This is a genomic window from Actinomadura sp. NEAU-AAG7, assembly GCF_018603865.1.
Lineage (GTDB): Bacteria > Actinomycetota > Actinomycetes > Streptosporangiales > Streptosporangiaceae > Spirillospora > Spirillospora litoris.
Map to the genome: position 1 here is coordinate 904,096 of NZ_JAHFZY010000003.1, position 13,398 is coordinate 917,493.

Sequence of the window (13,398 nt, forward strand, 5' to 3'; positions counted from 1 at the left end):
GGAGGAGCACATGGCCAACGACGAGAAGCTGCGCGACTACCTGCGGCGGACCCTCGCCGACCTGCGGCGCGCCCGTGCCCGGCTGCACGAGGCCGAGGCCCGGCGGACCGAGCCGATCGCGATCGTCGGCATGGCCTGCCGCCTCCCCGGCGGGGTCGCCTCCCCGGAGGACCTGTGGACGCTCGTCGCCGAGGGCCGCGACGCCGTCTCCGCGTTCCCCCGCGACCGGGGCTGGGACCCGGACCGGCTCCACGACCCCGACCCCGAACGGCGCGGCAGGACCTACGCCAAGGAAGGCGGCTTCCTGGACGAGCCGGGCGGCTTCGACGCGGCGCTGTTCGGGATCTCGCCACGCGAGGCGCTCGCCATCGATCCTCAGCAGCGGCTGCTGCTGGAGGTGTCGTGGGAGGCGCTCGAACGCGCGGGCATCGACCCGACCTCGCTGCGCGGCGCCCGCGCCGGGGTGTTCACCGGGCTGATGTTCCACGACTACCGGGACAACCTCGGCGGCCTCCCGGACGGCCTCGAAGGCTACTTCGGCATCGGCAACTCCGGCAGCGTCGCCACCGGCCGCGTGTCCTACACGTTCGGCCTGGAGGGCCCGGCGGTGACGGTGGACACGGCGTGCTCGTCGTCGCTGGTGGCGCTGCACCTGGCCGCGCAGTCGCTGCGCTCGGGCGAGTCGTCGCTGGCGCTGGCCGGGGGAGTGGCCGTGATGGCGACGCCGGAGGTCTTCGTCGACTTCTCCCGCCAGCGCGGGCTCGCCGCCGACGGCCGCTGCAAGGCGTTTGCCGAGGCCGCCGACGGCACCGGCCTCTCCGAGGGCGTCGGGGTGCTGGTGCTGGAGCGCCTGTCGGACGCGCGCCGCAACGGCCACGAGGTCTTGGCGGTGGTGCGCGGCTCGGCGGTGAACCAGGACGGCGCGTCCAACGGTCTGACCGCGCCGAACGGACCCTCCCAGGAGCGGGTGATCCGCGAGGCGCTGCTGAACGCCGGGCTGTCGAGCGGCGACGTCGATGCCGTCGAGGGCCATGGCACGGGCACGAAGTTGGGCGACCCCATCGAAGCGCGCGCGCTGCTGGCGACCTACGGTCAGGACCGGCCGGACGACCGGCCCCTGTGGCTCGGGTCGCTGAAGTCGAACATCGGGCACGCGCAGGCGGCGGCGGGCGTGGCCGGTGTGATCAAGATGGTGCAGGCGCTGCGCAACGGAGTCCTGCCGCCGACCCTGCACGTGGACGCCCCGACGTCGAAGGTGGACTGGTCGGCGGGTGCCGTCCGGGTGCTGGAAGAGCCGCGCGCCTGGCCCGAGGTGGACCGTCCGCGCCGGGCGGGCGTGTCGTCGTTCGGGGTGTCCGGCACCAACGCCCACGTGATCCTCGAACAGGCGGTCGCCGAGCCGCCCGCCGAGGACGGGCAGGGGCCCGAGCCCGGGGCGGTGCCGTGGCTCCTCTCCTCGCGCACGGCGGACGGCCTGCGGGCGCAGGCGCAACGGCTCGCCTCGTTCGTGGCCGACAACGACGACCTCACCCCGGCCGAGATCGGGCACGCCCTCGCCACCACGCGGGCGACGCTGGAGCACCGGGCGGTCGTCGTGGCCGGTGACCGCGCCGCCGCGCTCACCGCGCTCGCGGAGGTCGAGTCGACCGGCCCCGCCGAGGCCGAGGGCAGGACGGTCTTCGTGTTCCCGGGCCAGGGAGCGCAGTGGTCGGGGATGGGACTGGCGCTGGCCGAGGCGTCCCCGGTGTTCGCCGGTGCGCTGGCGGAGGTCGAGGCGGCGTTGAAGCCGTATGCCGACTGGTCCTTGACCGAGGAGTTGGGCGGCGGGCTGGAGCGGGTGGACGTCGTCCAGCCCGCCTCGTTCGCGGTGAACGTGGCGCTGGCCCGGCTGTGGGAGTCGTTCGGCGTCCGTCCCGACGCGGTGGTCGGCCACTCCCAAGGGGAGATCGCCGCCGCGCACATCGCCGGGGCGCTCTCCCTGGAGGACGCGGCGCGCGTGGTGGCGCTGCGGAGCCAGGCCATCGCCCGCCGCCTGGCCGGGCGCGGCGGCATGGTGTCGGTCGCGCTGCCGGTCGAGCGGGTCGCCGCGCGGCTCGTCCCCGGGCTGGAGATCGCGGCCGTCAACGGCCCCGCCTCGGCGGTCGTCTCGGGCGACCCGCACGCGCTGGACGACCTGGTCGCGGCCTACGAGGCCGAGGGTGTGCGCGTGCGCCGGATCCCGGTCGACTACGCCTCCCACAGCTCCCACGTCGAGTCCATCGAGGGCGAACTGGCGGACCTGCTCGACGGCCTCAGCCCCCGGACCTCGCCGGTGCCCTTCTTCTCCACCGTCGAAGGCCGGTGGCTCGACACGACGGCCCTCGACGGCCGCTACTGGTACCGCAACCTGCGCCGGACCGTGCGGTTCGCCGACGCCGCCGAGACCCTCGCCAAGGACGGGTTCGGCGCGTTCATCGAGATCAGCGCGCATCCGGTCCTGGTCCCGAGCATCGCGGAGACCGTCCCCGCACCCGCGGTCGTCGTCGGCGGGCTGCGCCGCGACGACGGCGGGCTGGACCGGTTCCTGCGTTCCGCCGGCGAGGCGCACGCGGCCGGGGTCGGCGTCGACTGGAGCGCGGCGTTCGGGCCCGGCCCGTTCCGGCGCGCGGACCTGCCCACCTACGCCTTCCAGCACCGCCGCTACTGGCTCGACACCGGACGCGGCGGCGGCGACCTCACCGCCGCCGGGCTGGAGGAGGCCGGGCACCCGCTGCTCGGCGCCGCCGTCCCGCTGCCGGGCGGCGTCGTGCTCACCGGCCGCCTGTCCGCGCGCGACCACGGCTGGCTCGCCGACCACGCGGTCGCGGGCACGACCGTCCTGCCGGGCTCGGCGCTGGTCGAGCTGGCGCTGCACGCCGGGGCCGAGACCGGGCACGGCGGGCTGGACGAACTCGTCATCGAGACGCCGCTGACCGTCCCCGGCGAGGGGGAGGTCCAGCTCAGGGTCGTCGCCGACGGCCCGGACGTCGCCATCCACTCGCGGCGGGACGAAGGACGGTGGACCCGGCACGCCACCGGCCGGCTGTCCGCCGGGGGGCCCGCGCCGGAGCCGTTCCCGTGGCCGCCCGCGAACGCCGAGCCGGTCCCGGTCGGCGACTTCTACGCGCGGATGGCGGAGGACGGCTACGCCTACGGGCCCGCGTTCCAGGGGCTCCGCGCGGCCTGGCGGAGCGGCGACGCGGTCTTCGCGGACGTCGAGCTGCCCGAGGGCGTCGAGGCGGACGGCTTCGCCCTGCACCCGGCCCTGCTGGACGCCGCACTCCAGGCCACCCGCCTCCTCGGCGCGGACGTCCCCGAGGACGGCCGGATCCCGCTGCCCTTCGCCTGGACCGGCGTGCGCCTGCACGCGTCCGGGGCGTCGGCGCTGCGCGTCCGGGCGACCCGCGACGCGGCGGCGTCCGCGTACGCGATCACCGTCGCCGACCGGGGCGGCGCGCCCGTCGCCTCGATCGGCTCCCTCGTGCTCAGGCCCGTGGCCCCCGACCGGCTGGCGCCCGCCCACGACCTGGCCTACCGGCTCGAACCGGTGCCGGTCACCCTGCCCGCGTCCGCCGCCGGGATCCCGGACGAGGACGTGCTCGACCTCACCGCCCACGGCGGCCGGACCCCGGAGCGGGCCCGGGAGGCGACGGCGGCGGCGCTCGCCTTCCTCACCGCCCGGCTCAGCGGCGACGGCGGCCCGGTCGCGGTCCTCACCGGCGACGCGCCCGGCGACCTCGCCGCCTCGGCCGTCCGGGGCCTCGTGCGGTCGGCGCAGCGCGAGCAGCCCGGACGGGTCGTCCTGCTGGAGACGGACGCGGCCGAGAACGCGAGGGCGGCGCTTCCCGGGATCATCGCCTCCGGCGAACCCCAGGTGTCGCTGCGGGCCGGGAGCGCCCACGTCCCCCGGATCGCGCACGCCGACACGGCCGCGCCGAGGCCCCTCGATCCCGGCGGGACGGTGCTGATCACCGGAGGCACCGGAACGCTGGGCGGGCTCGTCGCACGCCACCTCGTCGAGGCGCACGGAGTGCGGGAGCTCCTCCTGGTCAGCCGCCGCGGCGACGCCGCGCCCGGCGCGGACGGGCTGTCGGCCGCGCTGCGCGAGGCCGGGGCCCGGGTGCGGGTCGCGGCCGCCGACGCCGCCGACCCGGCGGCGCTGGCGGACGTCCTGGCGACGGTCCCGGCCGAGCATCCGCTGACCGCCGTCGTCCACGCGGCCGGCGTCCTGGACGACGCGCTGCTCGACGACCTCGACCCCCGGCGGATCGCCGCGGTGTTCCGCCCCAAGGCCGACGCCGCCTGGAACCTGCACGAGCTGACCCGCGACCTGGACCTCGCGGCGTTCGTCCTGTTCTCCTCGGGCGCCGGCGTCCTCGGCAACGCGGGCCAGGCCGGGTACGCGGCGGCCAACGGGTTCCTGGACGGGCTCGCCCGGCTGCGGCGGGCCGAGGGGCTCCCCGCCGTGTCCATCGCGTGGGGGCTGTGGGCGCGGGCGAGCGGGATGACCGGGCACCTCGGCGACGCGGGCCTGGCGAGGCTCGCCCGCGCCGGGCTCGCCGGGCTCTCCACCGCGGAGGGGCTGGCCCTGTTCGACGCCGCGCTCGGCGCGCGGGACCCGGTCCTCGTCGCGGCGCGGTTCGACCTCGCCGCGCTGCGCTCCCTCGCCGCCGAGGGGGACCTGCCGCCCGTCCTGCGCGGCCTGGTCCGCCCGGCCCGCGCCGCCGCGCCGCCCGCCGCCGAGCGGGAGACCGCGTCGTTCGCCGCGCGCCTGGCCGCCCTGCCCGCCCCCGAGCGCCCGGGGCTCACCCTGGACCTCGTCCGGCGCGGCGCCGCGTCCGTCCTCGGGCACGCCTCGCCGGACGAGATCGGCGCGGCGCAGGCGTTCCGGGACCTCGGGTTCGACTCGCTCGCGGCGGTCGAGCTGCGCAACCGGCTCGCACGGGCGGCCGGGGTGCGGCTGCCCGCCACGCTCGTCTTCGACCACCCGACCCCCGCCGACCTGGCCCGGCGGCTGCTGGCCGAGCTGGTGCCCGACCCGCCCGAGGACCCGGTCGCCTCGGCGATCGAGGAGATGAGCGTCGACGACCTGGTGGAACGGGCACTCGGAGGGAACCGATGAGCGAGGACAGGGTCGTGCGGGCGCTGCGCGTCGCGCTGGCCGACAACGAGCGGCTGCGGCAGGAGGTCGACCGGCTCGCGGCGCGGGCCGCCGACGCCCCGGTCGCGATCGTCGCGGCGGCGTGCCGCCTGCCCGGCGGGGTCGCCTCGCCCGAGGACCTGTGGGACCTGGTGTCGCAGGGCCGGGACGGGCTCTCGTCCTTCCCCGACGACCGGGGCTGGGACCTCGGCGCGCTCTTCGACCCCGACCCCGACCGCCCCGGCACCTCCTACGTGCGCGAGGGCGGGTTCCTGCGCGACGCCGGGGCGTTCGACGCCGCGCTGTTCGGGATCTCGCCGCGCGAGGCGCTGGCGATGGACCCCCAGCAGCGGCTCATGCTGGAGATCTCCTGGGAGGCGCTCGAACGCGCGGGCGTCGCGCCCACCGCGCTGCGCGGCGAACGCGTCGGCGTGTTCACCGGCGTGATGTACCACGACTACGCCGCGGGCCTCGCGGACGTGCCGGGCGACCTGGAGGGGTTCCTCGGCACCGGGACCTCGGGCAGCGTCGTGTCCGGCCGGGTCTCCTACACCCTCGGCCTCGAAGGCCCGGCGCTCACGGTCGACACCGCCTGCTCGTCCTCGCTGGTCGCCGTGCACCTCGCGGCGCGGGCGCTGCGCGACGGCGAATGCCGGCTCGCGCTCGCCGGGGGCGTCGCGGTGATGGCGCGGCCGTCGCCGTTCGTCGAGTTCTCCCGGCAGCGCGGCCTCGCGCCCGACGGGCGCTGCAAGGCGTTCGCCGACGCCGCCGACGGCACCGGCTGGGCCGAGGGCGCGGCGGTGCTCCTGCTGGAGCGGCTGCCGGACGCCCTCCGCAACGGCCATCCCGTGCTGGCGGTGGTGCGCGGCAGCGCCGTCAACCAGGACGGCGCGTCCAACGGGCTCACCGCGCCCAACGGGCCGTCCCAGCAGCGCGTCATCCGCGCCGCGCTGGACGCGGCGGGCCTGACCCCGCAGGATGTGGACGCGGTGGAGGGCCACGGGACCGGCACGCCGCTGGGCGACCCGATCGAGGCCCAGGCGCTCCTCGCGACCTACGGCCGCAACCGCCCGGACGACCGCCCGCTGTGGCTCGGGTCGCTGAAGTCCAACATCGGGCACGCGCAGGCCGCCGCCGGGGCCGCCGGGATCATCAAGGTGGTCGAGGCCCTCCGGCACGGCGTCCTGCCCGCGACGCTGCACGTGGACGCTCCGTCCTCGCAGGTCGACTGGCAGGACGGCGCGGTCCGGCTGCTCACCGAGCGGCGGGAGTGGCCCGACCCCGGTCGCCCCCGCCGGGCCGGGGTGTCCTCGTTCGGGGTCAGCGGCACCAACGCGCACGTGATCATCGAGCAGGCCCCGGCGGACGCCGAACCGGAGGCCCCGCCCCCGCCCCTGGACCGGACCCCCTGGGAGGTCTCGGGGGGGTCCCCGGACGCGCTGCGCGCCCAGGCCGCGCGGCTCGCCGCGTTCGTGGCTGACCGCCCCGGGCTGGAGCCCGGTGCCGTCGCCGCGTCGCTGGCGTCCGGCCGGGCCGCGCTCGCCCACCGCGCCGTCGTGGTCGCCGCCGACCGGGGCGAGGCGCTGGACGGGCTGCGCGCGGTGGCGGCGGGGGAGCCCTCGCCGGTCGCGGTGACCGGCGTCGCGGACGTCGAGGGCCGCACCGTCCTGGTGTTCTCCGGGCAGGGCGCGCAGTGGTCGGGGATGGGCGTCGAACTCGCGGCCGGGTCTCCCGTGTTCGCCCGCGCGCTGGACGAGGTCGAGGCCGCCCTGAAGCCGTACGTGGACTGGTCGCTGGCCGAGGAGCTGCGGGGCGGCTTGGAACGCGTGGACGTCGTCCAGCCCGCCTCGTTCGCGGTGAACGTGGCGCTGGCGCGGCTGTGGGAGTCGTTCGGCGTCCGTCCCGACGCCGTCGTCGGGCACTCGCAGGGCGAGATCGCCGCCGCGCACATCGCCGGCGCCCTGTCCCTGGAGGACGCGGCGCGCGTCGTGGCGCTGCGGAGCCAGGCCATCGGCCGCGGCCTGGCGGGCAAGGGCGGCATGGCCTCGATCGCGCTCCCCGAGGACAGGGTCACCGCCCGGCTGCGGCGCTGGGACGGCCGCCTCGCGACGGCGGCGGTCAACGGACCCGCCTCGGTCGTCGTCGCCGGGGACGCCGACGCACTCGCCGAGCTGATCGAGTCCTGCGAGGACGACGGCGTGCGGGTCCGCCGCGTCCCCGTCGACTACGCCTCGCACAGCGCGCACGTCGAGGGCATCCGCGACGAGCTGCACGCGCTCCTGGACGGGCTCGCGCCGAAGCCGTCCGCCGTCCCGTTCTACTCGACCGTCGAGGGCGGCCGGATCGACACCACGCGCCTCGACGCCGCCTACTGGTACCGCAACCTGCGCGGCACCGTCCGCTTCGACACCGCGACCCGCGCTCTCCTGGACGAAGGTTTCCGCACGTTCGTCGAGGTGAGCGCGCACCCCGTGCTGGCGGCCGAGATCACCGGCGCCGCCGGGCCGGCCGCAGCCGTGACCGGCACGCTGCGCCGGGGCGAGGGCGGGCTCGGCGCGTTCCTGCTGTCGGCGGCGGCCCTGCGCGTGCGCGGCGCCGGAGTCGACTGGTCGGCGCTCCTGGCGGGCCGCCCCCGCGTCGACCTGCCCACCTACGCCTTCCAGCACCGCCACTACTGGCTGGAGTCCGCCGCGCCCACCGCCACCGCCCGCCCGGCGGCGGAGGCGGAGGAGCCCGAGGAGAAGGCCGACCCGCTCGCCGGGCTCGCCGACCTCCCCGAGGACGAGCGCCGCGAGACCCTGCTGGCGTTCGTGCGCGCCGAGGCGTCGGCGGTGCTGGGCCGCCCGCCCGCCGAGACCCTCGCCCCCGCCGAGGTGTTCTTCGAGGCCGGGTTCGTCTCGCTCACCGCCGTCGAGCTGCGCAACCGGCTCGCCGCCGCGACCGGCCTGGAGCTCCCCGCGATGCTGATCTTCGACCTGGCCACCCCGGCCGAGCTGGCCGACCACCTGCTGACCGAGCTGTCCGAGCCGACCGAGCCGACCGCGCCGACCGATCCGGTGGAGGGCTGAACCATGCCGTTCGACGTCGACACCTACCTCAAGGCCCTCGACCACCGCGGCCCCACCGCGCCGACGCTGGAGACCCTGCGGTCCCTGCACCACCGGCACCTCGCCACGTTCCCCTACGACAGCGCGCTGAACGCGGGGCGCGGGACCGCGCTGTGGGCCGGCGTGGACATCGACCTCGACGCCGCGTTCGACGCGATCGTCCTCGGCGGGCGGGGCGGCGTCTGCTACGAGCTGAGCGGCCTGTTCCGCGCCCTGCTGGGGGCGCTCGGGTTCGAGGTCGGCGTGTTCGGCGCGGGCATCCGGCAGATGGACGGCTCGTTCGGCCCGGACCTTGAGCACGTCTTCAACCACGTCCGCCTCGACGGCGAGGTGCACCTCGTCGACGTCGGCTTCGTCGGCCCGTCCTACCTGGAGCCGCTGCGGCTGAGCCCGGAGGTCCAGCGGCAGCACGGCAGCCGGTTCCGCGTCGTCGCGGCGGACGGCTACCAGGTGGTCGAGCGCGGCGTCCCGTCCGGCGCGTGGCAGGCCGTCTACCGGTTCCGCGACCGGCCCCGCGACCTGGCCGAATGGCAGGCTCCCTCCGCCGAGCTGGAGGAGTTCGCCCGCGCGCTGGCGGGCGCCGCGATCCTGGTGCGCGGCCGGTCCTTCGCCACCGGGCAGCGCGTCCTCATCGGCAAGCGCCTGCTCACCGTGGACGGCGGCCAGGAGACCGTCCGGGTCCTCACCGACCCCGCCGAGCACGAACGCGTCGTCGCCGACATCCTCCGCGCGGGGAGCACCCGATGAGCGGCACGGATATCGACGTCCTCGTCGTCGGGTACGGGCCGGTCGGCCAGGTGACCGCCACGCTGCTCGCCCGGCAGGGGCACCGCGTCACCGTCGTCGAGCGCCGCCCGAAGCCCTACCCGATGCCGCGCGCGGTGTCCTTCGACGGGGAGTCGGCGCGCGTGCTCGCCGCCGCCGGGATCGGCGCCGCCCTCCGCGAGGTCGCCGAGCCGTCCCGCGACTACGTCTGGACGAACGGCGCCGGCGCGACGCTGTTCGAGGTGGACGTCGCCGAGCGGGGCTGGTCCGGCTGGCCCGACTCGGTCTCGATGTACCAGCCGGGCATCGAGGCGGCGCTGACCGCGCGCGGCGCCCGCCAGGCCACGCTGCGCGTACTGCGCGGCCACCGCGTGACCGGCCTGCGCGACACCGGCGACCGGGTCGAGGCCGCCGTCGAGGGGCCCGAGGGCGGCGTGCTGTCCGCGCGGTACGTCGTGGGCTGCGACGGCGCCGGGAGCCTCGTCCGGGACGCGGTCGCGGCCACCTCCACCGACCTGCGGTTCTTCAACGACTGGCTGACCTGCGACGTGCGGCTGCACGAGCCGCGCGACTTCGTCCCCAACAACCTTCAGGTCTGCGACCCGGCCCGGCCCCGCACCGCCGTCTCCGCCGGGCCGGACCACCGCCGCTGGGAGTTCATGCGGCTGCCGGACGAGCCGCCGGAGCAGTTCGGCTCCGTCGAGAACGTGTGGCGCCTGCTCGCGCTGTTCGGCGTGCACGAGGAGAACGCGACGCTGGAGCGGCACGCCGTCTACACCTTCCAGGCGCGGCACGCCGACCGCTGGCGCGAGGGCCGGGTGCTGATCGCGGGCGACGCCGCCCACCTGATGCCGCCGTTCGCCGGGCAGGGCATGTGCTCGGGCTTCCGGGACGCCGCCAACCTGGCCTGGAAGCTGGACCTCGTCCTCACCGGCCGCGCCGCCGACACGCTCCTGGACACCTACACCGCCGAGCGGCGCGAGCACGTCCGGCACGCGATCACCATGTCCGTGGACCTCGGCCGCGTCATCTGCCAGACCGACCCGAAGGCCGCCGCCGACCGCGACGCCGTCATGATCGGCATGCGGGAGCGCGGCCTGGCCGCGCCCCCGCCCTCGGCCGTCCACCCCCTCACCGAGGGCCTGCTCGCGCGGGACGCGCGGGGCCGCCCGCGCGGCCCGGCCGGTGGGCTGACCCCGCAGGGCCGCGTGCGGGTCGGCGGCCGCGAGGGCCTGCTGGACGAGATCACCGGAGCCCCCCGCTTCGTCCTGCTCACCACCGAGGACCCCAGGGACCTCCTCGACCCCGCCCGCGCGGGGGCGCTGGCGTGGCTCGGCGCGCGGACCGTCCGGCTCGACGCCGCCGCCGACCTCGACGCCGTCCACCTGCCCTACCTGGCCCGCGCCGGTGCCGCGGCGGCGCTCGTCCGCCCCGACTTCTACCTGTTCGGGACGGCGGCCGACCGCCACGGCACCACGGCCCTCGTCGACGAGCTCCTCGACGGGTTGGGCGCGGACCAGGCCGTCAGCCGGTCTTCCTGAGCCCCGCCCACAGGTCGGCGGGCAGCTCCTTGCGCCGGCGGATCCCCAGCTTGCGGTAGATGCGGGTGAGATGCTGCTCGACCGTGCTCGGGGTGATGTAGAGCTTCGCGGCGATCTCCCGGTTGGTGTTGCCGAGCACCGCCAGCGACGCCACCCGCCGCTCGGAGTCGGTCAGCGACGCGATGCCCTCCAGCCCGTCGGCCATCGCCTCCGCGCCGCCGAGGTCGTCCTGCACCGACAGCAGCTCCTGGGCGAGCGGCCGCATCCCGCACATGTTCGCCACGTGCAGCGCCTGGCGCAGCAGCAGCCGGGCGCGCCGCCGGTTGCCCGCCGCGTGGACGCGGCTGAGGTCGGCGAGCACCCGCGCCTGCTCGAACCGGTCGCCGGACGCCTCCGCCAGGTCGACCGCCTCGGTCAGCAGCGGCAGCCGCCGCCCGACCGGGCTGGCGGCGGCCAGCAGCCGCAGCGCCGGGCCGCGCCCGTCGGTGCGGGAGAGCTGCTCGCGGATCAGCCGCCGGGCCTGGTCGCGGTTGCCGAGCCGCAGCCACGCCTCCGCCGCGTCCGTCCGCCACGGCACCGGGCCCGCGGTGTCCAGGCCCCAGCCGCGGGTCAGCTCCCCGCAGCTCAGGAAGTCGGCGAGCGCGGCGTGCGCGTGCCCGGCCGCCAGGTGGTGGTGGCCCCGGGCGTACAGGTAGTGCAGCCCGTGGCGGCTCTGGAACATCGGCTCCGGGACCGACAGGGCCAGGCACCGGGCGGCCTCGTCGTACTCGCCCGCGCGGGTGGCGGCGAGGACGAGCGTCCCCAGCGGGTACCCGATCGCCACCCCCCACGACCGCGCGCTGAGCCGGGCCAGCGCCTCCCGCGCCTCGCGCAGCGCGGTCGGCAGGTCGCCCGCCCGCAGCGCCACCTCCGCGCGGGCCGCCGCGAAGAACGCCGCCCGCGTGTCTTCCCCGCCCTCGCCGCCGCCCTCGCCGGTGGCGTCCTCGCACCAGGCCGCCGCCACGTCGAGCCGGTCCGCGCGCAGCAGCACCTGGACGGCCAGCAGCGCCGCCTCGACCGTCCACGGGTTGCGCGGATGCAGCGGCAGGTCGCGGAGCACCTGCTCGGCACGGTCCACCAGGCCCTGGCCGCGGCGCCGGGTCAGCCCGTCGGCGAGGATCGCCACCGCGTGCAGCTGCGGGTCGCCGCCCGGCGCCGGGACGGCGAACCGCCGGTCGGCGGCGAGGACCGGCGTGCGCCGGTCGCGCGCGAGCGGCGGGTGCGCGTAGGCCAGCCACACCTCGGCGTCGCGCAGGTCGCCGTTCTCGGGACGCGCGTCCGCGCGCAGCCGGTCCAGCACCCGCAGCGCCTCGCCGCCGCGCCCGAACCACAGCAGCCGGCTCACCAGCGCCAGGCCGTCGGGGAGGCCGAGCCGGCCGCCGAGCGCGGCGGTCACCAGCGGCGCCAGGTGCCGGGCCGCCGAGGACGGGGCGGTCTGCCACTCCGCCCCCGCGAGCCGCGCCCGGACGGCCGCGCGCTCCCCCTCGTCGGACAGGCCCCGGTGCGCCAGCCGCAGGAACCGGGCCGCGCTCTCCGCCCGGTCGTCGAGCAGCGCGTGCTCGGCCGCCTCGCGCAGCACGGCCGGCGCCCACGGCTCCTGCGCGTGGTCGGCCTCGGCGAGGTGCCGCGCCACCCGCGCGGCGGGCACGCCCCGCTCGTGCAGCAGGCGCGCGGCGCGCCGGTGCAGTTCGGACCGTTCCGCCGGGGCGAGGTCGTCCAGCACGGCCGTCCGCGCCACCGGGTGCCGGAACCGGCCCCGGTCGAGGACCTCCGCCGCGTTGAGCGCGCCGAGCGCGCGCCCGGCCTCCTCGGAGGTCAGCGCCCCCAGCCGGCACAGCTCGGCGGGCGCGGCCTCCTCGCCCATGATCGCCAGCGCCCGCGCCACGGCGAGCGTCGCCGGGTCGCCCCGGTGCAGGCAGCTCAGCAGGGCCAGCCCGTATCCCTGCGCCCGCGGGCCGCCGGTGGCCCGGACGTCCTCGGCGAGGGCGTCCAGCAGCAGCGGGTTGCCGCCGCTGACCGCGTGCAGGTCCAGGCGCGGATCCGGGGGCGCGCCGATCAGCGCGGCCGCCGCGCGGGCGGTCCCGGCGCGCGACAGCGGCGCCAGCCGCAGCCGGTGCAGCTCCGGGCTGCGCGACAGCTCGGCGAGGAACGCCAGGTGCCGCGGCCGGGGCGCCGCCTCGTCGGCCAGCACGACCAGCACGCGCGCCGAGCCGAGCCGCCGCACCAGGTGCAGCAGGAAGTGCAGGGACGGGACGTCGGCGTGGCGGAGGTCGTCCACGGTGACCAGGAGCGGCTGCCGCTCGGCGATCCCCAGCAGCGCCAGCGCCAGCTCGTGGTGGGTCCGCGCGATCTCCGCCGGCGCCGGTGCCGCGTCCGGGCCGTCCAGGGCGGCGACGTCGTCGAGGAGGTCGTCCAGCGTGCGGCCGGAGCCGTCGCCGGGCCCCTCCGGCCGGGGCAGGCCGCGCAGGAGCTGGCCGGCGACGCCGTAGGGGAGCGCCTGTTCGGCGGGGGAGCAGGAAGCACGAAGACACCGGAATCCAGACTGTTCGGCGCGCTCGGCGACGCCGCGCAGCAGCGCCGTCCGGCCGGTGCCGATCGGCCCCTCCAGGAGCGCGACCCGCCCGCGGCGGGCCAGGCAGTCCTCCATCAGGGCGTCGAGTTGCCGTGTTTGTTCGTCTCGTTCGACCAGTGCGACCACGGGTCCGATGATCGAAGATCTCCGCCCACTGCCCGGCAATCGCGCGCCTATCGACCGCCGCACCAGACGCGCGGGCACCCCGGGCCACCC

At 77.5% G+C, this 13,398-nt stretch carries 5 protein-coding genes; 4 read left to right on the forward strand and 1 reads right to left on the reverse strand.

Annotated features, from left to right (window positions below; genetic code table 11):
- Nucleotides 1-10: 10 nt before the first annotated feature.
- The 4 genes from KLI87_RS18680 to KLI87_RS18695 are packed head-to-tail and all read left to right on the forward strand — an operon-like array spanning nt 11 to nt 10,571.
- On the forward strand, nt 11-5,140 hold the full coding sequence (locus KLI87_RS18680) for a type I polyketide synthase (protein WP_214618020.1): 5,130 nt from the start codon (nt 11-13) through the stop codon (nt 5,138-5,140).
- Entirely contained in the window at nt 5,137-8,226 is a 3,090-nt protein-coding gene (locus KLI87_RS18685; protein ID WP_214618021.1) for a type I polyketide synthase, read from the forward strand. Before KLI87_RS18680 ends, KLI87_RS18685 begins: the two co-directional genes overlap by 4 nt.
- Before the next feature lie 3 nt (nt 8,227-8,229).
- Entirely contained in the window at nt 8,230-9,012 is a 783-nt protein-coding gene (locus KLI87_RS18690; protein ID WP_156218218.1) for an arylamine N-acetyltransferase, read from the forward strand.
- The gene (locus KLI87_RS18695; protein ID WP_214618022.1) at nt 9,009-10,571 is read left to right on the forward strand and encodes a bifunctional 3-(3-hydroxy-phenyl)propionate/3-hydroxycinnamic acid hydroxylase; all 1,563 of its coding nucleotides are present in this window, start codon (nt 9,009-9,011) and stop codon (nt 10,569-10,571) included. The genes KLI87_RS18690 and KLI87_RS18695 overlap by 4 nt, the downstream gene beginning before the upstream one ends.
- Here KLI87_RS18695 and KLI87_RS18700 read toward each other — a convergent pair.
- A complete protein-coding gene (locus tag KLI87_RS18700) occupies nt 10,555-13,308 on the reverse strand; it encodes a LuxR family transcriptional regulator (RefSeq protein ID WP_214618023.1) in 2,754 nt (917 codons plus the stop codon). The two genes, KLI87_RS18695 and KLI87_RS18700, sit on opposite strands and share 17 nt — an antisense overlap.
- Between the last annotated feature and the right edge of the window lie 90 nt (nt 13,309-13,398).

What these genes read in the sequence shown, in the direction of transcription:
- KLI87_RS18695 (WP_214618022.1), top strand. Translation starts at nt 9,009, where the DNA reads ATGAGCGGCACGGATATCGACGTCCTCGTCGTCGGGTACGGGCCGGTC.
- KLI87_RS18680 (WP_214618020.1), top strand. Translation starts at nt 11, where the DNA reads ATGGCCAACGACGAGAAGCTGCGCGACTACCTGCGGCGGACCCTCGCC.
- KLI87_RS18690 (WP_156218218.1), top strand. Translation starts at nt 8,230, where the DNA reads ATGCCGTTCGACGTCGACACCTACCTCAAGGCCCTCGACCACCGCGGC.
- KLI87_RS18685 (WP_214618021.1), top strand. Translation starts at nt 5,137, where the DNA reads ATGAGCGAGGACAGGGTCGTGCGGGCGCTGCGCGTCGCGCTGGCCGAC.